15 protein-coding genes are annotated in these 23,131 nt (G+C 45.3%); 4 read left to right on the top strand and 11 right to left on the bottom strand.

Going from position 1 to position 23,131, the window contains the following annotated elements:
- Positions 1-133: 133 nt before the first annotated feature.
- Positions 134-2,842, bottom strand: coding sequence for an HTH-type transcriptional regulator MalT (malT, locus tag AB4585_RS09015; protein ID WP_017061867.1), 2,709 nt, complete (start codon positions 2,840-2,842; stop codon positions 134-136).
- A gap of 567 nt (positions 2,843-3,409) precedes the next feature.
- On the opposite strand from malT, the gene AB4585_RS09010 reads away from it, so the two are divergent.
- The 3 genes from AB4585_RS09010 to glgB all read left to right on the top strand — a co-directional run bounded on the left by AB4585_RS09010 (position 3,410) and on the right by glgB (position 10,584).
- Positions 3,410-5,863 carry a glycogen/starch/alpha-glucan phosphorylase gene (locus AB4585_RS09010; RefSeq protein ID WP_069597239.1) on the top strand — a complete coding sequence of 818 codons (2,454 nt, stop codon included), beginning with the start codon at positions 3,410-3,412 and terminating at the stop codon, positions 5,861-5,863.
- 185 nt (positions 5,864-6,048) lie between these two features.
- Positions 6,049-8,229, top strand: coding sequence for a 4-alpha-glucanotransferase (gene malQ / locus AB4585_RS09005; RefSeq protein WP_372155629.1), 2,181 nt, complete (start codon positions 6,049-6,051; stop codon positions 8,227-8,229).
- A 174-nt stretch (positions 8,230-8,403) separates the two neighbouring features.
- Entirely contained in the window at positions 8,404-10,584 is a 2,181-nt protein-coding gene (gene glgB, locus AB4585_RS09000; protein ID WP_372169599.1) for a 1,4-alpha-glucan branching protein GlgB, read from the top strand.
- Between the two features lie 96 nt (positions 10,585-10,680).
- Here glgB and AB4585_RS08995 read toward each other — a convergent pair whose 3' ends face one another.
- From AB4585_RS08995 to AB4585_RS08970, 6 genes are all read right to left on the bottom strand, one after another.
- Positions 10,681-11,145 carry a TetR/AcrR family transcriptional regulator gene (locus AB4585_RS08995; RefSeq protein WP_136973659.1) on the bottom strand — a complete coding sequence of 155 codons (465 nt, stop codon included), beginning with the start codon at positions 11,143-11,145 and terminating at the stop codon, positions 10,681-10,683.
- Between the two features lie 223 nt (positions 11,146-11,368).
- Positions 11,369-12,208 carry an energy-coupling factor transporter transmembrane protein EcfT gene (locus tag AB4585_RS08990; RefSeq protein WP_372098644.1) on the bottom strand — a complete coding sequence of 280 codons (840 nt, stop codon included), beginning with the start codon at positions 12,206-12,208 and terminating at the stop codon, positions 11,369-11,371.
- Positions 12,205-13,899 carry an ABC transporter ATP-binding protein gene (locus tag AB4585_RS08985; protein ID WP_372169596.1) on the bottom strand — a complete coding sequence of 565 codons (1,695 nt, stop codon included), beginning with the start codon at positions 13,897-13,899 and terminating at the stop codon, positions 12,205-12,207. The genes AB4585_RS08990 and AB4585_RS08985 overlap by 4 nt, the downstream gene beginning before the upstream one ends.
- A gap of 6 nt (positions 13,900-13,905) precedes the next feature.
- Entirely contained in the window at positions 13,906-14,454 is a 549-nt protein-coding gene (locus AB4585_RS08980; protein ID WP_017066579.1) for an ECF-type riboflavin transporter substrate-binding protein, read from the bottom strand.
- 302 nt (positions 14,455-14,756) lie between these two features.
- Positions 14,757-15,887 carry an HlyD family secretion protein gene (locus tag AB4585_RS08975; RefSeq protein ID WP_108111021.1) on the bottom strand — a complete coding sequence of 377 codons (1,131 nt, stop codon included), beginning with the start codon at positions 15,885-15,887 and terminating at the stop codon, positions 14,757-14,759.
- Positions 15,887-16,282 carry a DUF3302 domain-containing protein gene (locus tag AB4585_RS08970; RefSeq protein ID WP_372169593.1) on the bottom strand — a complete coding sequence of 132 codons (396 nt, stop codon included), beginning with the start codon at positions 16,280-16,282 and terminating at the stop codon, positions 15,887-15,889. The genes AB4585_RS08975 and AB4585_RS08970 overlap by 1 nt, the downstream gene beginning before the upstream one ends.
- Before the next feature lie 250 nt (positions 16,283-16,532).
- Here AB4585_RS08970 and AB4585_RS08965 point away from each other — a divergent pair, with 250 nt between their 5' ends.
- Complete coding sequence (locus AB4585_RS08965; protein ID WP_017061876.1) at positions 16,533-17,435, top strand: DMT family transporter; 903 nt, start codon at positions 16,533-16,535, stop codon at positions 17,433-17,435.
- A 32-nt stretch (positions 17,436-17,467) separates the two neighbouring features.
- Here AB4585_RS08965 and AB4585_RS08960 read toward each other — a convergent pair whose 3' ends face one another.
- From AB4585_RS08960 to deoD, 4 genes are all read right to left on the bottom strand, one after another.
- The gene (locus AB4585_RS08960; protein WP_372169591.1) at positions 17,468-19,048 is read right to left on the bottom strand and encodes a diguanylate cyclase domain-containing protein; all 1,581 of its coding nucleotides are present in this window, start codon (positions 19,046-19,048) and stop codon (positions 17,468-17,470) included.
- A complete protein-coding gene (locus AB4585_RS08955; RefSeq protein WP_017061878.1) occupies positions 19,048-20,517 on the bottom strand; it encodes a hypothetical protein in 1,470 nt (489 codons plus the stop codon). Before AB4585_RS08955 ends, AB4585_RS08960 begins: the two co-directional genes overlap by 1 nt.
- Before the next feature lie 186 nt (positions 20,518-20,703).
- Complete coding sequence (locus AB4585_RS08950; RefSeq protein ID WP_017061879.1) at positions 20,704-22,173, bottom strand: lactate dehydrogenase; 1,470 nt, start codon at positions 22,171-22,173, stop codon at positions 20,704-20,706.
- 82 nt (positions 22,174-22,255) lie between these two features.
- The gene (gene deoD / locus AB4585_RS08945; protein ID WP_017061880.1) at positions 22,256-22,966 is read right to left on the bottom strand and encodes a purine-nucleoside phosphorylase; all 711 of its coding nucleotides are present in this window, start codon (positions 22,964-22,966) and stop codon (positions 22,256-22,258) included.
- Positions 22,967-23,131: the final 165 nt, after the last annotated feature.

Below are 23,131 nucleotides of genomic sequence, written 5' to 3'. Positions count from 1 at the left end.
TTTGGTGATTGTCTTTTTTCATTTCCCGTTCCTACACTTTTAGGCTCTAAACTTCAGATGAAAAAAAGCCAGCCACCATAGGTGACTAGCTTAAACTTTTCTCGAATCTCGAATCTCGAATCTCGAATCCGTTTTAGTACCCCATCAACTGCAGCAAGTTCTCCGCTGTGCTGATTGCTTCTTTACGGTTAGCAATATTGAGCTTTTGGTAAAGGTTACGGATGTGAGTCTTGATTGTGGTACCCGCTACATCGAGTTCTTGAGCGATCTGCTCATTACTGAATCCTGAGTAGATCAGACCAAGTACTTGCCATTCACGCTGGGTGAGTGGGCTAGTACGCACAAGCTCAGGAATGTTCGGGTGATTAACCAAGTTCTCAACAAAGTCTTCATCGAAGTGAACCGAGCGGCTGCGTTGGGTCGCGGAAATATCTTTCATGATTTGTTGTGCGCGGTGACGTTCTAAATCACCTAAGCCTGGCTTGTTGCTCAACTTATCCAAGATATGCCCGATAGTCCCACCGTCTACCAAGAAGTTACCGACCATACCGGTTTGGTTAGTCATATGAAGCGCTTCTTCGAGTAGTATTCGTGCGCTGTCTTCATCGTTAATTTGTGTACGTAACACGGCTTCAACGATCAAGTTGCGGTTGGTGTCTGTAATCAGGTGCGAACGCTGGGCTTCACTCTTAAGGAAGGTCAGCGCTTCTTCTGCGTCTTCATACTGCTCAAGGATGATGTGAGCACGAACGATGTTTCGCCACTGAAGTTGGCAGAAGTGGTTACTTGCCGATTCAGGTCGAACAGCCACACTCAGCCAATCACGGATAGCTTCTTTATCGCCTTTTACTTGCCAGAACAGAATCAAAGAAAGAGAAGCATTTGCCGTCCAATCTACGTGGTAAGTCGATTGACGCAATAGGTGCTGAATCTGGTCGATAAATTTCGACGCTTTATCAATCTCACCACGGCTCAATGAAATACGAGCCAACATAGAATAGCTGTGCAGGTGTTTACTCGGAGAGTGGTGACCAAGGATATCTAAGCCTTTGTAGCAACACTCTTCCGCTTCATCTAGTCGGTTCCAACACCAGAAGATCTGAGCGCGAACACGCAGCAAGAATTCGTGCAGAGGTACGTATTGCAGCTGATGTTCTTCAATCAATTTGAATGCACTGTCTTGTAGCTCAAATGCAGCTTGAACATAACCTTGAGCAATCAAGATTTCGCTTTGTTGCAGAATCGCCCACAGGGCCTGATGGTAAACCTGATACTGACGTGCCAGTTTTTCTGTTTGTTGCATCATCGGTAGCGCACGGCTTAGGTTACCCATTACGTGATTCACTTCGCCCACAACCGAGGTTGCGACAATGCGGCTACGATAAACGGTGGTGTTCAACTGACTCAACGAAAGCTCAGCCAATTCCAATGCTTTCTCAGGCTCATTGCTGTTGATGGCAACTTGTGCGCGTAAGGCGTTGTATTGGCCTTGCTGCTGAGTATCGAGTTCAATGTTTCGCGCTTGATATTGAGTCTCAGCCTCTTCCAACAAAGTACCCACTTGGTCATAACGGTGCTGACTTTGTGCAAGCCAAGCACGCAACATCGAAAGCTTTGGCTCACTGTAAAGTTGGTCGGTAGTCAGTTGCTTGATCGCCATCTCTAGTGACGACAGCTCACCTTGGTTGAACATCGGCCAACCGTGCTCAGTCAGGATTTGAATGATCAGTTCTGGATCTTCAGCGCGCTGTGCGTGACGTAGTGCTTGGTGTGGTGTGTTTTGCTTGATCCACGCTTTTGCAGCACTTCGATGCAGTTCAGCTTCTTGCTGAGGAATTCGAGCTTGGCGCTCGTGGGCGAGGAACTCACCAAATAGATTATGGAAGCGGTACCAGTTTTTCTCGCCCTCAAGAGGGTAGATGAACAAACCAAATCGGTTAAGTGATTCGATCATACCGAGCGCGTCTTCACGTTGTGTTAGTGCGCAAACAAGCTCGTCGTTGAAGTGATCAAGCACTGAACACTGCATCAAGAACTGTCGGGTTTCTTTGTCTAGCAGGTCGAATACTTCTTCAACCAAGTAGTCCCAAAGATGGGCGTGGTTAAAGTGAGAGAACGACTCCGCGGACTGTGCAAGAGTGCGTTTTTGGTGTTGTGCTTGTAGCGCGATAAGTTGCAGTGCAGAAGGCCAACCTTCTACATAACTACAAATGCTATCTGCCGTGGTGTCATCAATGCCGTCGGCTACGCGTTGGTTGAAAAAGCGTGTGGTTTCTTCGGTATCAAACGCCAACGAGTCATTACCTAATTCGATCATTAAGTCACGAACGCGCAGGTTTGCTGTACCAAGTGGTGGCGTACCACGACTGGTGACAACCAACGTTAGGTTATCGGGCATGTGTTTGAGGAAGAAGCGCATGGCTTCGTGGATGTCGTCATTGTTGACCAAGTGATAGTCATCCAACACCAGAAAGCACTCGTGATGGAATTCCGACATCTCGGCAAATACTTCACTTAATAAAGAATGCAGCGATGAAAACTGTCGCTTTTCTGCCAGTTTTTGGGCATTCGGACAGGCATTTTGAGTCGCTTTATTAAGTGATTGAAGTAGGTAGTTGATAAAGCGGAAGGCATCATTGTCGCTATCATCAATGCTGTACCAACCCACATTAGGTTTATCTACCAACCATTGTGCAGCCATGGTGGTTTTGCCGTAGCCCGCTGGAGAGCGGAACAACACAAGCTTATAGCAATCTGCATTGTGAAGCAGATCGAGAACCCTAGGTCGTAGGATTGCATTATGTAAGCGGCCGGGACGAGTCAGTTTCGAAGGGATCCACATATCGAAGTTTTACACCTATTCCGTGGCTATGTTCTGGAATATCCCAATCTATCGTTGAGTGCACTCCAATGACATGAGCCTAATTACTTAAGTCTTTACTCATATTACGTGAAGCCAAACGTTACCGACTACGATCCTCCTCAGAAACCTTGCACTCCTGCATGTTTTTGGGTGTCTACGCCCTTTATTTGAGACTTTGCTCACGTTGCGGGTTGGTTTGTGAATGTGACTTCGTTCATCCCTACACGGGAATCAATGCAAAAGATGAGAGTTGGAAATTATTTTCGTGATCTGAAACTCAGATTTGGCAATGACTTTAAATGGGTTAAATAAAAGTCACATCAATTGAAGTTAAGTTATCGAACGGGAGCTTGTGATCTTAGTCACTCCAAGTTTTTGTTCGCAGTCAGAACATGAGAGTCAGATCACTAACCCTAAGTCGGTACGCCCCCTACGCCCTCCCATCTACTCCTAGTCAGTTGCATTAGCGGGAGGATGTTTAGTTTATGGTGACCATGCACGATATGTCACAGATGAATTAGAACTATTAAAAGCGAGATTTCTGAAATGAAACCAACTCAGCAAAAAACTTTCGATAAAGTGTCATTCCAAGAGAGTGTTAAGAAACATTTATCTGCAACCTACGCAACAACGATTGAAAACGCAGATAGCCGCGCATGGTACCTAGCAATGGGGCGTGCGCTAGCAGAACTCACAACATTTGATCTGTTAGAAACTGAAAATGACGAAAAAATTAAGAACGCGAAGAGCGTTAACTACCTATCACTTGAGTTTTTGATTGGCCGTCTAACAGGTAACAACCTGATCAGCATGGGTCTATACGAACAGATCACTCATGCAATGGAAGAGCTAGGTCAAAACCTAACTGACCTTCTAGAAGAAGAACGTGACCCATCACTAGGTAATGGTGGTCTTGGTCGTCTAGCTGCTTGTTTCATGGATTCTTGTGCCGCTCAAGAATACCCAACAGTAGGCTACGGTCTTCACTACGAATACGGTCTATTCAAACAGTCTTTCCAAGACGGTCGTCAGCAAGAAGCACCTGACGCATGGCGCGGTGTTGAAGGTTACCCATGGGAAGTGGCTCGTCCAGAACTAGCACAACACATTGGTTTTTACGGTCATGTAGAAGTTGAATTCATCGACGGTAAAGAAGTACGTACTTGGGTTCCAGGTATGGAAGTGAAAGCAATGCCTTGGGATCTACCTATCGTAGGTTACGAGTCAAACACGGTTTACCCATTGCGTCTTTGGGAATGTCAGGCAATTGCACCATTCTCACTAGCAAGCTTTAACAACGGTGACTACTTCGAAGCGCAACACTCGCTAATCGATGCAGGTAACATCACTAAAGTACTTTATCCGAACGACAACCACGAGAAAGGCAAGACTCTGCGCCTAATGCAGCAGTACTTCCACTCAGCAGCGTCTGTTCGCGATATTCTACGTCGTCACGAAGCAGCAGGTTTCTCTCTAGAAGATCTGCCTAAGCAAGAAACGATTCAGCTTAACGATACGCACCCAACGATTGCGATTCCTGAGCTAATGCGCATCTTGATTGACGAGAAAGGTCTATCTTGGGACCAAGCATGGGAAATCAGTGCTCATACGTTCGCATACACGAACCACACACTACTTCCTGAAGCACTAGAGACTTGGTCTGAATCACTGATCAACCGTCTTCTTCCACGTCACATGGAAATCATTTTTGAAATCAACCACCGCTTCATGCAAGAAGTTCGCAAGATGTGGCCTGGTGACGGTGAGAAGCAAGCGAAGCTTTCTATCATCCAAGAAGGTTTCCACCGCATGGTTCGCATGGCAAACCTATGTGTGATTGGTTCTTACAAAGTAAACGGTGTAGCTGCGCTTCACTCACAACTGGTTAAGAAAGACTTGTTCCCTGAGTTCAACGAAATCTTCCCAGGTAAACTGACTAACGTAACGAACGGCATCACGCCACGTCGTTGGTTGAAGTTCTGTAACCCAGGTCTATCTACGCTAATCACGGGTAAGATCGGCACTGAATGGCCAGCAAAACTTGAGCAGCTAGAAGGCATCGCTAAGTTTGCAACAGACGCGAAATTCCAAAAAGAATTCATGGCTGTTAAGAAAGAAAACAAACAGCGCCTAGCTGATTGGGTTCAAGAGAACATGGGTATCGAGCTAGATACTAACGCTATCTTTGACGTTCAAATCAAACGTCTTCACGAATACAAGCGTCAGCACCTAGATTTGCTACACATTCTATCTCTGTACCACCGTATTCTTAACGAACCTGGTTTCGAGTGTGAGCCACGCGTATGTTTCTTCGCAGCGAAAGCAGCACCGGGTTACCACCTAGCGAAAGAGATCATCTTCGCGGTTAACAAGATTGCAGAGAAGATCAACAACGACCCTCGCATCGGTAACAAACTGAAAGTGGTATTCATTCCTGACTACCGTGTAAGCATGGCTGAAATCATCATCCCTGCAGCAGACGTTTCTCAGCAAATCTCACTAGCGGGTAAAGAAGCATCTGGTACGGGCAACATGAAGATGGCTCTAAACGGCGCGCTAACTATCGGTACGATGGATGGTGCAAACGTTGAGATTCGTGAAGAAGTGGGTGATGAAAACATCTACATCTTCGGCCTAGACGTTGATGGTGTTCAAGCTCTGAAAGCTCAAGGCTACAACCCATACGACTACTACAATGCAGACCCACTACTGAAAGCATCTCTAGACCTACTGACTGGCGATGAGTTCACTCCAGGTCAACCAGGCCTTCTACGTGCAACGTTTGATAGCCTGCTAGACGGTGGTGACCCTTACCTATGTCTTGCTGACTTCGCATCTTACGTGAAAGCGCACGAAGACATGGGCACGCAATACAAAGACCAAGCAGGTTGGGCTAAGAAAGCAATTCTTAACACAGCATTGGTTGGTAAGTTCACATCAGACCGCTCTATCCGCGACTACGTGAACAACATCTGGAAACTTGAAGCGGTTAACCGTTAATACTTCCAAAGTAGCCAAGGCAGTTTCTGCCTTGGCTCAATTAGCTTGTGAGCAAACGAAAGGCTTAAAGGTTTCGTTTATAAACAAGCTGCTTACAAACCGATTGTCACAAGCTAATTGATTAGTAAAAATTAAATTAACAACCCTACAAAATAGAAAGCGTCAGAACGTTTTCGGAGAGAGCGATGAAAGAACAGACCGTATTAAAACAAGTCGCAGAAATGGCAAACATTGCCGACAGTTACGTTAGTGCGTGGGGCGATGAAGCACAAGTATCAGACGAGACGATCACGTCTCTATTGGCTTCGTTGGGCTACGATACAAGCAGCGATGATGCACTGCTTAAGTCAGCAGAAAGAAAACACAAAAAAGATGTACTAGACCCAGTTCTTGTCTTGCGTGACGGTGAGCCAGTAGAAGTGGCGCTTAATCTAGGTGTAAGTGCTCGTGAAAGTGAGTTCAGCTGGCGCTTAGAAACCGAGCAAGGAGAGGTACTTGAAGGCTATCTTCAATCTCAAGTCATTCGTGACGAGCGTGCCGAGGGTGGCCCTTTAGTGTTTGCATTGCCAAGTGATTTGGCATGGGGTTATCACAAGCTCATTGTGAGCCGTAAGCGCCGTAAGAAGCCTTACGAGATGACACTGATTATTACGCCAAAAGCGTGTTTCAAGCAGTCACCAATCGAGCAAGGCAAAAAGCTTTGGGGACCCAGTGTTCAACTTTATACCCTAAGAACTCAGCATAACTGGGGTATTGGTGATTTCGGAGACCTAAAACAGCTTGTTGCGGATATCGCTTCTCGTGGTGGTGACTTCGTTGGTCTAAACCCAATTCACTCATTGTTCCCTGCGAACCCTGAAGGTGCGAGCCCATATAGCCCATCTTCTCGTCGCTGGTTGAACATCTTATACATTGATGTGAGTTCAGTTCCTGAATTTGCACTAAGTGCAGAAGCACAACAAACAGTCGGCAGCGCAGAGTTCCAACAGCGTCTACAAAAAGCGCGTGAAGCACACTGGGTAAACTACACCGAAGTGTCTGAGCTTAAGATGAGCATCTTGCCTCTGCTATTCGCAGAATTTAAGACTCGTCATCTAGACAAAAACAGCGACCGTGCACAAGCGTTCTTAGCCTTCGTAGAAGAGGGTGGCGATAGCCTGATGCATCAAGCGGCGTTTGATGCTCTACATGGTGAACTGCATGCAGAAGATTCTGGCATGTGGGGATGGCCGGTATTCCCTGAGAAGTACCGTACATTCGACAGCCCAGCGACACAGAAATACATCAAAGAGAACTTAGAAAACGTTCATCTGTACATGTACCTGCAATGGCTAGCAGATTGCCAGATCAACGATGCACAGTCTCTTGCAGAAGAGAAGGGCATGGCTGTTGGCCTGTACCGTGACTTAGCGGTAGGTGTTGCAGATTCAGGCAGCGAGACTTGGGCTGACGAAGGCAACCTAGTGATGGATGCGAGCATTGGTGCTCCACCTGATATTCTTGGTCCTTTGGGTCAGAACTGGGGTCTACCTCCGTTAAACCCAGAAGTGCTTCAAGAAACAAGCTACGACGCTTACATCAAGCTACTTCGTGCGAACATGAAGCACTGTGGTGCACTGCGTATCGACCACGTTTTAGGTCTACTGCGCTTGTGGTGGATTCCAAAGGGTGAGAACGCAACTAAGGGCGCGTACATCTACTACCCAGTACAAGATATGCTGTCTATTCTGGCGCTTGAATCTCACCGTTACCAATGTAGCGTTATCGGTGAAGATTTAGGAACGGTACCGGATCAGATTGTCGACATCCTTGCAGATGCTGGCGTGCACTCTTACAAAGTGTTCTTCTTCGAAACATCAGAAGATGACGGTGGTTTCATCTCACCAAAACACTACGCATCACAATCGATGGCGGCACTGTGTACTCACGATATGCCAACGCTTCGTGGCTTCTGGCACTGTGATGACCTGAAAATGGGCCAAGAGATTGGCTTATATCCAGATGCAGAACAATTAGAAACCTTGTTCGATGACCGCCTAGAGTGCAAGCAAGGTATCTTAGATTCAGTAGCATGGCATGGTTTCCTACCAGAAGGTGTGGGCCGCGATGCGAGCCAAGTACCGATGGACTCTTACCTTGCTGAGGCACTTCAACTGCACGTAGCGGCTGGTGGTTCAACACTACTGAGCGTTCAGCTAGAAGATTGGCTAGAGATGGACAAGCCAGTAAACATTCCTGGCACGGTTGATGAATACCCTAACTGGCGTCGTAAACTATCAATGAACTTGGACGAAATATTTGCTCACGAAGGCGTTAATCGTATCGCTTCTAAGCTGACTGACGTTCGAGAAAAAGCCGCTAAGTAATGACGTGAGTGACTTGAAATTAGGTGGTTTTTTGCTTACGCCGTACGAAACTACAACCTCGGTCACTCAATAATGAATGCTCATCTGGTAGAATAAACCGTCGTTATATTGCCCGCACTAATAGCGGGCATTTTTGTATTATGTTTTTTGGATGTTTGGTTAGGGAGAAACGTTTTGGAACTAAGTTCGATTTCAAAGCAAAAACAAATATATACCCAACTATCACAGGCTTGTTTCACAGACCCATTCGCGTTTTTAGGGCCATACCTACCTTCTGAGCAAGGTGCATTACGTGTGTGGATTCCTGGGGCAGATAAAGTCGAGTTGATTGTTGGAAAGGAACCTCGTATTGAGTTAGCGCGAGAGGGTGAAAGTGGTTTCATTCTTAAGCAAGAGAGAGACTTACGTTTTACTCACTATAAGCTTGCGGTTGATTGGGCTGGCGTAGAACAGATCATCGATGATCCTTACCAGTACCACGATCTGTACGCGAGTTATGAAGATCTTCATACACCGAAAGATATGTATCATCACATGGGGGCTCAGTTTATTACGCTAGAGCGTGATGGACAGACGATTTCAGGTACGCGTTTCTTGGTGTACGCACCGCATGCAACTGCGGTAAGCTTGGTGGGTAACTTCAACGCTTGGGATGGTCGCCGCCACCCAATGCAACGCCTAGATTACGGTATGTGGGGCTTATTCATTCCTGAACTGGAAGAAGGCGCTCAATACAAGTTTGAATTAAAAGGACCAAATGGCGAAGGCTTACCACACAAAGCTGACCCATGGGGTTTCTACTCTGAGCAATACCCATCGTTCTCATCTGTAACTTACGATCACGCTCGTTACCAGTGGCAAGATACTCAATGGCAAAATCGCCCGGTAACGCAAAAGCGCAAAGAAGCGCTTTCGTTCTATGAATTGCATGCAGGTTCTTGGAAGCGTAACGCTGAAGGTGAATTCTTAAATTATCGCGAGCTTGCGGCAGAGCTGATCCCATACCTAACGGATCTTGGCTACACGCACGTTGAACTAATGCCAGTTTCAGAACATCCATTCTACGGTTCTTGGGGCTATCAGCCTGTAGGTCTATTTGCACCGACTAGCCGTTTTGGCTCTCCAGATGATTTCAAATACTTCGTCGATCAATGTCACCAAGCGGGTCTTGGCGTTGTTCTGGACTGGGTTCCTGCTCACTTCCCAAGTGATGATCACGGCCTAGCAAACTTCGATGGTACGCCATTATTCCATGATCCAGATCCACGTCGTGGTTGGCATCAAGATTGGAACTCGTACATTTACGATTTAGGTAAAGAGCATGTTCGTCGTTTCTTAGTTTCTAATGCACTGTACTGGTTCGAGCAATTCCACATTGATGGCATCCGTGTTGATGCGGTTGCTTCGATGTTGTACCTCGACTATTCGCGTAGCCATGACCAATGGATCCCGAATGCGGATGGCGGCAACGAAAACTACGACGCTATCGCAACCCTTAAGTGGATGAACGAAGAAGTGTATAAACACTTTCCGAATGCGATGACGATTGCTGAAGAATCAACGGCTTTCCCTGGTGTTTCAGCACCGACTTTTATGGGCGGCTTAGGCTTTGGCTTTAAGTGGAACATGGGTTGGATGCACGACAGCTTGTCTTACATTCAAGAAGACCCAATCAACCGTAAATATCACCACGATACGATTACCTTCCCACTGGTTTACGCACACAGTGAGAATTATGTATTGTCTCTGTCTCACGATGAGGTGGTTTACGGTAAAGGTTCTATCCACAACAAGATGCCTGGTGATGAATGGCAGCAAACGGCAAACCTACGTGCTTATATGGGTTACATGTATGCGCAACCAGGTAAGAAGCTGAACTTCATGGGTGCTGAATTTGGTCAGACGGCGGAATGGAACCACGATGATCAACTGCAATGGTTCTTGCTAGATTATGAACGTCATCAAGGTGTTCAGCGCTTAACGAAAGATTTGAACAATCTTTACCGTTCTGAAGCTGCAATGCATGATCTTGATTTCGACCCGAAAGGTTTTGAATGGCGTCTACAGGATTCAGCTGAAGCGAGTATCTTAGCTCATGAGCGTATCAGTGAATCAGGCGAGCGTGTATTGGTGGTTTCTAACTTTACGCCAGTGCCTCACGAGCATTTCCGCTTAGGTGTTCCTGCAAAAGGTGAATACGCATTGTTGTTGAATACAGACTCTGTCGACTATGCAGGCAGCGGTTTTGAAGTGAAGCAGACTGCTGAGATTGAATCTGTAGAGAGCGAAGGGCTAGACACATCGATTGAGCTGCGTTTGCCGCCGTTATCGACCGTTTTTTACAAGCTAAATTAGGTCTATAAGTTGAGCAGGTCATCGCTGCTCACTTTTCTGAAATAGAAAAAGGGAACCCTAGGGTTCCCTTTTTCTATTTCAGTAAGCTGGTTAGCGTTACTTGAAGTTGGTGAGATAGAACATTGAGCGTCCGACTACCATTTCAAGGATTCGAACTGAGTCGTTGCCTAAACTGTCCAACATCTTTTCACGAAATTCGCCGTTCGAGCTGAGGTTAAATTGCTCAGGGTTCTTTATTTGCGAAGCATGGAAAAACATCAATTTAATCACGTATCGAAACTGCTCATTATCTAGAGCGGCTTGCCAAGATTGGATAAAAAGCGCTTCCGATGAAAAGTCTAGACTGTCTATAACGATCGATAGCATGTGTTCGTGAAGTACTGAACGAATAGCGCGGGTCGACGGATAATAGCCCTGAAGCGTCGTTAAACTAATGCCAATCTCTTGAGCAATCCTTGCATAAGTTAGTGCTTCATGTCCTTCAGCCAGAAAAAGGTTTAGTACGATCTCATCGTAGTTTTTTTGATTTTCTAGTTTCTGTACTTGAGTAATTCGAGCCATTACAAATCTCTATTGATTGTAACATTCTGTAAAAGAGTATATTAAGAGCTTATGAATTAAATCTCAAACTCCAAGGGTAAATAACTGGTCAATTTATCGTTAAATATAGTCAGTATTGTGTCATTGGTTCAATTATCAATCAGATTTTGGCATAAACAAAAACACCGCCCTATTGAGCGGTGTGTTATTTAAAGTCTTTGTTTATCTATGCTAATTCAGATGACTAGAACGGATACCAAAATAACTGCGGCTCTAGAATGCGTTTCGCAATGGCTAACACCACGATAAAAGCGATGACACCTAAACAAACAAAGTCGATACGTTTCAAAGGTGCATAGCTATACCAAGTGCGAGCTTTGTGTCGGCCAAAACCTCGTAACGTCATTGCGTTAGAGATCTCGTCTGCTCGGTCCAAGCTAGAGAAAATGAGCGGGCCTAGAACCTTAGCCACATTTTTGATTCGAGTAATTAGAGGCGCTTTCTTTGAGAGCTCTACACCACGAGCCTGTTGAGCATGCATGATATTGATGAAGTCTTTCTTAACTTCTGGCAAGTAACGCAGTGTTAAGCTGACCGCATAGGCGATCTTGTAAGGAACACCGATACGGTTGAGGCTAGCTGCAAACTCAGTCGGATGCGTTGTGAAGACAAAAATCAACGCTATCGGGAACATGCTCATGTATTTGAGCGTCACAGTAACCAAGTAAAACAGAGTCTCTTGGCTCAACGAGTAGTTACCCGGCAATGTCAGCAATAAGGTTTTGCTGCCGATGAGCTCAGTACCTTGCTGTGGAGCCAGCAGATACATGAACAAAGCATTTAGGCTCAATACACTCGCCGTACCCAATAACAGAGGCTTATATACGCGTACAGGCACATTGGTGAGCTTTAGCAGGTATAAACCAGTCACAATAAGCAGCGTAATCAATCTTAGGTCGAACGTAGTCAATACCACGGTTACCCAAGCTAAGAAGAGCGCAAATTTGGTGATGCCGTTAAGTGCATGAAGCGGTGATTTTGTATCAATGTAATTGATGCCGAATTTTACTTTTGATGCGTTCATTGAGCGCTTCTCTCGTAGTCGATGAAGTACTGCATAAACGCATTGGTGTCGTCGATTTTCATCATAGTCGCGAGTTCATAAATGCTGGTGGTACAAAGATTTGCACGTTCTAGAAGTGATGGTTGGCTAAATACTTCCGTCATCGCGGCATTGGCAATCAACTTGCTGTCTGCGATTACGATTGAACGTGTGGTGTACTCGAGAACGAGGTGCATGTCGTGTGAGATGATCACAACGGTAATACCCAAATCACGATTAAGCTTTTGGATGAATGCCAGCATGGATGTGTAGTTACGGTAGTCTTGACCTGCTGTCGGCTCATCCAAGATAAGAAGCTCAGGCTCCAGCACCAAAATAGAAGCGATGGTTACTCGTTTTTTCTGACCGTAGCTCAGTGCTTCGATCGGCCAGTGGCGGAACTTACTCAGCCCACACAACTCAAGAGCATGCTCTACTTTTTCTGTGATCAGCTCTTCTGCAATGTTGCGGTTACGAAGACCAAAAGCAATCTCATCAAAAATCATATGATGCGAGATCATATGATTTGGGTTCTGCATCACGACACCGACTTTCTGGCTTCTTTCAAAGATAGAAAGCTCAGATAGGTCTTCACCATTTAGATAGGAAGAGCCTGAATCGGCATCGATCACACCCATGATGAGTTTAGTGATGGTAGATTTGCCTGAACCGTTTTTGCCTAAAATTGAAACGAACTCACCCTTACCAATCTTAAAGCTGACATCTTCGAGAGCGTTCTTTTCACCATCGTAAGAGTAAGTTAGGCCGTGGACCTCAAGCAAAGGTTGGTACTGCTTCTCGGCAACTGGAGTCGGGCGCTCTGCAAACCAAGCCTGAACCGCAGGGCGGAATCTTTTGTAATCGAGAGCTTTGAGGTTTGATAGCTTATCTTCACTGGTCAAAGGTGCTTTCGCTGCCTTCAGAGCAGATAAATAAAGTGGTTCACGAATACCGTGTGTTTCAAGCAGTTCAGAAGCTAAGATTTCATCGGGTGTCATGTCCGCGACAATTTCACCGCGCTCCATCAAGATCACTCGATCGATATCGCGATGTAGTACATCTTCAAGGCGATGCTCGATGATGACTATAGTCTTGTTGGTTTCATTATGAAGTTGGTCGATGATTTCGATAGTCGCTTTACCCGTTTTCGGGTCAAGGCTAGCCAAAGGTTCATCAAACAACAGGATGTCAACGTCATCAACTAAGATGCCCGCTAATGACACGCGTTGTTTCTGGCCGCCGGATAAATCATGTGGCGAGCGATCAAGCATATCTGCTAAGTCGACCATTTTTGCTGTCGACTTAACCAGAGGGTACATATCAATGTTCGACACTAACTGATTTTCCAGTGCGAATGCGATGTCTTCGCCAATACTCAAACCGACAAATTGGCTATCAGTATCTTGTAATACTGTGCCAACCTGCTCGGTATAGTCGTGCATAGAAAAATCAGAAATGTTCTTACCGTTGATCTCTAGAGAGCCAGTCACCTCACCTTTGATAGCATGAGGAATCAGACCGTTAAGGCATTGACCTAGGGTAGATTTACCACTACCGCTTGGTCCAATAATGACGATTTTCTCTCCTTTCTCTATCCTTAGATTGATATTTTTTAGCGTCGGTTTATCCAGCGACTCATATCTAAAAGAGAAGTTCGAAAATGCTATAGTCATTATCGCTTATGCCTCAGTCAGGTTACGGCTTTGTTTGTTGCGTTTAGCGACTGATTTTAGGATCAGTAAGCCAACAACAGCGATCAGAACGGTGTTACCGGCAGCAATGATAGAGAGTTGAGTGAAGACTTTAGTAAACGGTTCTGCATAAAGGATGGTATCTAGGAATGCAGAGCAGCCGTAACCAACCACATTACCGGCAAGGGCAAGTACCACAAACAGCGCGAAGTCCTTCATAGGCAACTCACCTTGCTGAAGGCGGTTCTTGGTCAACATCGGGAATAAGCCGATAACCATGCCTACGATACCTGAGCCTAAAACCCAAGTTAACCACACACCCCAGCCTGCGAACAGATCCGTTACCCAGTGACCGATAAAGCCAACCAAGAAGCCAACAATAGGGCCGAACAAAACAGAAAACAGTGCTAGAACTGCCATTGCTGGTTTCAATGTCGTGTTAGCAAACACTGGGACACCAAACATAGGTAAACCACCAATGCCGTACAGTGCAGCGCCAATGGCGATAACGACCACTGTTTTAGCTGAAAAGTTCATAGATAACCTCGAATTCTGAAAAATAAAGCAAAATAAAGAATAAATATTCGCCATTATTAATATGCGTCTCAATGAGAACGTTTTTTGGGCAAATATAAAAAATAAGGCGCGCATTATACAGTAGAACCCTTCCATAAAGGAAGGTAAGTGTCTAGATGTCTAAAATTCCATCTGAACACCTAAATATCGTGTAAAAAGCGTAATTTTACGGTTAATCCAGCAACAAAAAAGTCAGAGCGAGTCTGACTTTTTCATTCGTCTTAACAATGTGTTAAGCGGGTTCGTCACGTACCTTTGACCGTTTAGTGGTCTAGGTATAGATAGTTTTGCCAACTCTTCATGCGAATAAGGACCTTGCGCATGATTGAAACGTGGGTGAAGCTGTCAGAATAAACGGCAACTTCAACCGCGGTACCCATAGGTAAATGGTAGTCAGACAGGTCATCAGTGATGGTCATTTTAGCAAATACGCGTCCATTAGTACGAAGTGCATTGGTACCAATAAGTGTCCCGCGCGCTTGAATTTGACTCTCACCAATAGCTGGGATTATTTCATCAATGCGTCCTTTGAAAATCTTGCCTGGTAGTGCTCTGAATAAAAATTCAGCTTCGAAACCAGGATGCAGTCGTTGCAATGAGTTTTGTCTGAATGCTGCGATGTAGTATTTTTCTTCCGTATGGACAAATGTCATGACAGGAGCAAGAGGTAGCGGTACAGCCATTACGCCTGGACGCAGTGCTAGTTGTGTAACATATCCATCCGTTGGTGCTCTCACGACCGTTTGGTCAAGGTTGAATTGAGCCTTACGTAAGTCTGCAAGTAATCCTGCCACTGCGGTGTTCTCGCCACCAATTTCAGAATTTAGAGCGATCTGAGCTTGTTGTTGACTTGCTTCTGCTACTTTTACTGCTGCTTCCGATGCCTTATAAGCTTGTCTACGAGTATCCAATTGTTGTTCGGTAAACGCACCACTTTCAAAGCCACGCTTATAACGAGAAAATTCGCGTTGCGCTTTGTCTCTTTCTGCAATCGCTTTGATTTTAGCAGCTTCAGCTTCAGCAACTTGAGATTCAAGCCCAAGTGCTCCTTGGCTTGCTTCTTTTACTTTCGCTTCGAGCTTAGCGACTTCTGCTTCAAAAGGGATAGGGTCAATTTTAAAGAGGATGTCTCCTTTCTTTAAAGGAGAATTCGCCTCAACAGGAACCTCAATGACTTTACCTCTAACGCCTGAAACAATTGGCGTTGTTGAGTAAACTTGGTTGCCAAGTTGTGTGAAAGGGTGGTTGTAGTTCATCAATAAAATCAATGTTCCTACGATGATCACGCCACCGAGCACAGCGGTAGGTACTGTCCATTTATTTAGCGGAATATTAAATACTTTGAAAATAGTGATGCAAAGTGCCGCGTAGGTCATTATCAGTAGTAAATCCATTACTTAGCCTCCTGATCTTGAACGTTGTTTGACTCTTTTTCTGTGCTGCTTGGTTCGGTGTTCGCTTGTTTCAGCTGTGCGATCTCTTCCTGAAGGGTACTCACTTGATCGATGAGAATATCCACGCGATGATGAATATCATGTTGCTCTTCTTCGAGTTTTTCGAAGCCCCAGCCTCGGTCTTTCCGCCATAATGTTGCCCAAATCCATAGAAAGGGCCAAATTGTGTGCAAAGTGAATAGGCTAACCCAGCCTGAGACGTGAATTGCGTCTTGGTGAGGATGATTACGTTCTTTGGCTATTTCATAAGGGATATCGTGAATAACGATGATGCCGTAAAAGATGACTAGAGCAACGAAAATGAGTAAGCCGAGTGCAAAGTAGTCTAAAAACATAACAGATCCTTGTAATGTTAGATGTTAGTTATAAATATAGTACGCTATCATCCAAGTAATTGTTATAAAAATGATTTGCTGAGTTATAAATGATGAGTGTTCGCTTCTAATGTGAGCAAAACTATTGACGAATCTTATAAAATCTCATCGCGTTTGAAGAGGCTATTTCGGCTTTCTGGTTGGTATTTTAGCTGAAATGATGACAGCTACGATTCTAAATGACGTGCACAACCACAAAGGATAAACACGGATGTATATAGGTGAATTGGCGGCTATTGGTGCTGCGATTGTGTGGGCGTGTGCGACATGGATTTATGGACAGTTTGGTCATCGCTTCTCTGCGATGCAATTGAACATTGTTAAGGGTGTAGTGGCGTCAGGGATGATGTTGCTGGTGATGCCTCTTATTCCGATGCCGGAGTTTGAACTGAGTACCAACCATTTTCTGATATTGGCAATTTCAGGTGTGATTGGCATTGCGATTGGAGATAGCGCCTATTTTGCGGCGTTGAAAAGAATCGGTGCCAATAAGACGCTGTTACTGGAATCTTTAGCCCCGCCTCTTTCTGGTGTGCTGGCATTAATGTTCCTGGGCGCTGTATTGACAGTGCAAAGTTGGCTCGGTGTCGTGATTACAACACTAGCGGTGACCTTCGTTGTCTTCCAGCCATCAAAATCGGCGAGCGGTGAATCGAATAACAAAGCGCAGTGGGGTGGCATTGGTTATGGGCTTGTGGCGAGTGTCTGTCAGGCATCTGGTGTGGTTATTTCTCATTACGCGTTAGTGGCGGGTGATATCCCACCATTGTTAGGTGCTTTGATTCGCCTGACGATTGGCGTGTTTGCTGTGATGCTGATTATCCCTTTCGTTGAAAAGAAGCCGTATTCATCGATAAAAAGAGATTTATGGGAAATGACCAAGCTCGATAAACTGTGGTTATTAGGAGCAATCTTTGTCGGGACGTTTCTCGCTCTATGGCTTCAACAAGTGGCGTTGAAGAATGCTAACCCTGCGATTGCACAAACGTTGATAGCGACCAGCCCGGTCTTTATTTTGGTGATTTATGCGCTGAAAGGAGAGAAGGTGTCAAAGCAAAGTATCATAGGCACACTTGCCGCCCTTGCTGGTATTTCTCTGTTCTTTTATCAATAAGCAGTTGGCCTAAGCTACAGAGCTATATGCCACTACTCTGTACACACTTGATTACGGCCGTTGGCTTTAGCTCGGTATAGCGCTTTATCCGCACGGTAGAAGGTGCGTTGAGTATTCTCTCCGTCACGATGCAAAGTGATACCAATACTCACGGTCAAACCACGCTCCCCAAGTATTTCATGCCATCCAAATTGGAAAATGCGCTCTCGATAATTTTCAGAGTGCATTTCTGCCTTCGGAAGATCAGTGTTCTCTAGAATGACGAGGAACTCTTCTCCACCAAATCTGACACATGACGCGCCTCTAAACTTAAAGTATGAACGTAGCTCTTGAGACACACTAACAATCGCTTTATCGCCCACTAAGTGACTCAGTTCATCATTGATAGACTTGAAGTGGTCAATATCAATAACCATCAGCGCGAAAGAGGTATCGTGCAGCAGCATGTCTTTCAGTTTCACATCTAACCAGCGGCGGTTGTGCAACCCTGTTAATGGATCTGTGAATACGTCTTGTTGAAGCTGAGCCACCGCATTCTTGTGTTGTTCGGTTGTCTCTTTGAGCTCTTTGTTTTCTTGTTCAGAGAGAATGAGTTTGAGTTGTAATTCAAAACGGGACAGGCGGCGTAGTTGGCTTGCACCGAGTTCACTGATCGGGATCTGCTTCATCAGATCGGTTTCAATTCGGTAGCCTTTTTTCTCATAGCTTAGCGCTTCTTGAAAACGCCCTTGATTCATACACACATCACTCAGCGAATCGTAGAATCGTTTTGCAAGTACTGGCGACGAGTAGGCTTTCACGCGTTTGTCTGTGCTCGACAAAATCATGCTCGCGTAGTCTTGCTTGCCGGTTGCACTTAGGCAATGTGCGAGCTCTAGACGAGTCATGGTTGCAAGCCAGCTTGCTTGAATGCTGTTGGCTGGGTATTGAACCTTAGACAGACAGCGTAGCGCTTCATGGTGTTTTTTCTTAGCGCGCAGCACCTTTGCTTGGTAAAGCAGTATTTGAGCTGTGAGCAACTTGTCACTGACCAAAATACTCAGTTCTTCGCACTCATTCAGTAAATCGCTGGCTGCTGTAATGCGATTGAGTAGAAGTAGGCTTGCTACCATATGCAGCTTGAATTTGAGGCGAAGTGAGCGACTGCTTATCGCATGGTCTATGCTGCTGATTTTTTGGTAGTAACGAAGTGCTCTGTTGTGATCGCCATAGGAATCACACAGGTTGCCCATGCCTAAAATAGCTAATACATACTCATCGATATGACCGTGTTCAACCGCGATAGTCGATGAACTGACGAATTCATTGAGTGCTGAGGTGTAATCACCAGTTTCAACTAAGCGGTCACTTAAACTGGTTTTGACTGTCAGAATATCTTCGATATCGGCAGGAAGGTGGAGCAGATCGAGTGCTCGTCTCAACTCTTCGATACTGGTTTGATTTTGTTGTAACTCGGCACGGTATTCAGAGCTAATGATATAGCAGTGCGCTTGCTCTGTTTGCGTTGTCGAAACGTGCTGACGAATGTGGTTCCAGAAGATGATCGCTTCTTCACCTGATACTGATGAAGGGTCTAAACCGGCGTCTGTGATCTTGCTTAATAGAGTTTCCATTATTCTATTACCTCAGCATCGTCTTCTTCTAATTGTTCAAGCGTGAACGGGAACGTCAAAATATCATTGAGGCTGACGGTCGGTTTCGAACCCTTTAGTCCTTTTCTATGCCATGGATAGATATCAAGCATGGTGCTGAGAGTTTGGAAGGTTTGCTCTGCGGCTTCGCCTTTTTCGGAAAGCATAAGGGCCACACGTTCAGAACTTAGCCTTGCGATGAAGTCATTCTGGTTACATAAAGCATGAGCAATCTCGGTACAGACATCTAAGTAATCAGTATCGACATGATGGAACATAATGATGCTGTGGTTTGAACGTTTAAGCTCTGTCTTGAACAGCACCAACTTTTCCCACCAAAAGGTTTCAGAGACAACGTAAGAGAGGTGCTTTTCAGGATCGTACTCGTGCTGACCGCGAATACGATTAATCAGTTTTCGTGCTCTCTGTTCAAGTTGGCGTTTTGAACTGCGTGCTTTGTCCAAACCGACACGTGTCGTTTGCTCTTTGAGCATGCCGATAGAATATTGACGGTACTTTTTAAAGGCGACGAGCGCGGCTTGGAAGTCTTGGTTTTCTTCCGCCACCAAGGATTGTTGGTAACAGATTTGGCTCAGCAACTCGCCATTATCGAACTCGTTTGCGGATTGTTCTGCGAGCCTCAGTAATTCCGCCGCTTGTTCTGGTCTTTTTCTCAGGAGCTCCAATCTAGCTCGGCTGATGTATGAGTGCGCCTTCATCCAAACTAGGTTGTGTTCAACTGCCAGATTGTGCGCTTTGGCCGTGGCGCGCTCCGCGTCATCTAAGCGTTCAAGACCAAGTAGGGCAAGGCCTCGAAAGTCCCATACCTCTGCATGCCAAGTGTTATCTTTATGGTCTTTTAATGCTTCTTCTGCACCGTCCAATACCGACAGCATTTCAACATAGTTGTTGAGCAGGTAGTAATCCCACGCAAGCAGTATTCTGGCTTTACCCTCTAACCAACCAATGCGGCTGTTGTTAGCAACTTTAACGGCAAGCTGGTGGGTAGAACGTGCAAGTTTATATTCGTGGGTCATCCGCCAAATATTGCCAAGGCCAATGAGGCATTCAATTTGAATTTCGACTTCATCAACCAACGCGGACTGCTCTAAAGCATTGATCCAGAACTGTTGGGCGGAATAGTACTTGGCTTGTCCCCAGAACTGGAGCGCGTGTAAATGGAGGATTTCAGGGAGAAAAAGGTCGGTATCTAATCGGCTTTGGCGCTTGTAGGCTTCCTTGATGTATTTTAAACCTTTTTGGTAATCCATCAGGTTCCAGCTACATCTTGCCATTAACATTAATGACTGGATGGCACCCTCTTCAAACAGAACTTGCTCTGATCGGACTAGGCACTGTTGGGCAATCTCTAGGATCACCGATGGCTCAGAGTCGACACGAGTTTTGAGTTTTTCTAATTCTGTTTCAAGAAGGTACTGATTTTTGTCCAAGACTTACATCCATGATTATCGAACATATTGATAACACAATCATTATAAGAGTGTAATTTGAGATAAGCACCAATTATCTTTCGTAGAGCGTCAAAGGAACATCGATCTTTTCTAATTATGGGTGTTACCTCATGTTGTCGCTTTAAAATCAATGAGTTCCCGAATAATTACCTAGAGGCTTTGTTGCTATGAAAGTAGTTGCTTTAGAGTTAATGGCAGCTCCCCTACGCCTAAGCGTTGTGCTGCCGTGAGCCCTTGCTTATCTTGGTAGCACAGATTGTGCCAAGCTCTAAATATGTCGAGCAATGGAAGAATGCCCCCAGGACGAAGCTTACGTCTGGGCTCATTAATAAAGCTATCAAATAACAACTGAAAGCGCTGTTGATAGAACTTAGTTTGTTGAATTGAGGCTGTGTTAAACCACTGTTTTGGTTCTGGATTGTTACCGGTTAGGTAGCAGATACCTTTCTGGTTATCACCCTGATTGGCAATAGCCCAGCGATCTCGCCACCAACTCATGTGAACGATGTCGATCTTTTCAAAACTTTGGTCGTCTTGCCAGCCTGAATCTTCTTCGACATACATGAGGTCAATATTTTGACTCTGAATGCGCGGCAAACATACACTTAAAGCGGCAGATCTTAGTAATGGATCTTGTGGCATATAGATGGCGACATGCTTGTCTTCGTTACACATATCCAACACATGTAAGAAGTGAGCATAAGAGGTATAAGGCGGTCGAATGAGAGCGCCTTTTGAAGGGTAACTAAATGTGGTGAGGTTACCCATAGGGTCCTCAACGTTACCTCTCGCAAGAATCACTTGGTACTGCTGTTCAATGCGCTCTTTTAGTTTGTCAGAGGGCTGAGGCAGTTCGAGATTTGCTTCTGAAGAGTGCTCTTTGGATACAAATCGTGCCACATCATCATAAGGGTTATGGTCGACGTTTCCTGATGGTTCTTCATTTTGAGAGTAGTTAACGTGTTGGCAAAGTATATAGCCAGAATGCGCCTCGCCCGTCGCTATCCACACCACACCGTTGTTACTTTGTGGTTGCAGACGCTGGTAGTGAGATGCGAACTCGTAATCTTTCGCATGGTTAACCCATCGTGCATCGATCATCGCTAATTTACGACGACAACGGCTCGCGATATGGTCAACATGATCATAGAAAGTCTTTGGGTTGATCTCTAATTTTCGGCAGATTTCACGTACGGAATAGCCCATGAACAGTAAGCCCATGAGGTTCTCTTGAAATTGGAGTTTTTTATTGGATCCAGACCATTTATCAACGAAGGTTGTTTGGCAGTCTTTGCATCGATAACGCTGCCTGTCGCCACTGTAGCCGAAGGCATGATAAAGATGTTTATGGGTATGAACCGATAAGCCGAAGTTATCGCAATCATCATTACGACAAGCAGGGAGCCCGTCGCTGTGAAGTTGTCTTAGGCGATGAAGTTCGCTTAACACTTCACGATTGTTAAGTAAGGGGGGGAAAGCTCCACATTCACGACAAACCATCGCTGGACGCTTAGGGTTCGCGTGTTGCAAAACATACCGTTTTGCATCGCTCAAGCCAAAGTTGTCACACGCCAATGTTTTACAAAAGTTGAGTTGCAAACCATCCGCATCTTTTGGCAGCTTGTCGTTAGACACGATCTCCCCCTCGGGATTATTTGAGCAGCCAAGCGAGCCTGGCTGCGGGGTAACGCTTTTCAATGTATCTTTTATCAAATCGTTAGATGTTGATTGCTGTCTCTAGAGCAACTTTCATCATGTCGTTGAAAGACTTTTGACGCTCTTCAGAACTTAGTTTTTCACCACGGATGATGTGGTCAGATACTGTTAGGATAGTTAGTGCTTTAGCACCAAGGTCTGCAGCAACGCCGTAGATACCAGCCGCTTCCATATCAACACCTAGGATGCCTAGCTTTTCCATTTTTTCGAAAAGGTCAGCTTCTGGAGTGTAGAAAAGGTCTGCAGAGAATACGTTACCAACTTTAACTGGAACTTCTTGTGCACGAGCTTGGTTTACTGCTTCTTCTAGAAGACCGAAATCAGCGATAGCAGCGAAGTCGTGGTTGTTGAAACGAATGCGGTTTACTTTTGAGTCAGTAGATGCACCCATGCCGATAACAACGTCCATTAGTTTAACGTCGTCACGTACCGCGCCACAGCTACCTACACGAATAACGTTTTTCACGCCGAACTCAGCGATTAGCTCGTGTACGTAGATGCAGCATGATGGGATACCCATACCGTGGCCCATTACAGAAACTTTCTTACCTTTGTAAGTGCCTGTGTAGCCAAACATGTTGCGAACGTCACAAACTTGCTTCACGTCATCAAGGAATGTTTCTGCAATGTATTTTGCGCGAAGCGGGTCGCCCGGCATAAGTACTGTTTCTGCGAAATCACCAGCTTGAGCATTAATATGAGGTGTAGCCATGGTCGTTCTCCAAAGTTTAAACGGTAATTATAGGAACAGGATTTAATCAATTACCGATTCTGTTGAATTGAATTCGTTTTGTTGAGGCAATATTAGCGAGTTAGAACGTGGCTCCATGAGACTTTAGTCACAAAATAGGTCTGCCATTATAGTTTTATTAATATT

It is taken from the genome of Vibrio sp. 10N.222.49.C9 (genome assembly GCF_041474985.1).
Lineage (GTDB): Bacteria > Pseudomonadota > Gammaproteobacteria > Enterobacterales > Vibrionaceae > Vibrio > Vibrio crassostreae_C.
The sequence above is the reverse complement of the archived record's forward strand: the minus strand, read 5'-3'. Positions and strand labels throughout refer to the sequence as shown.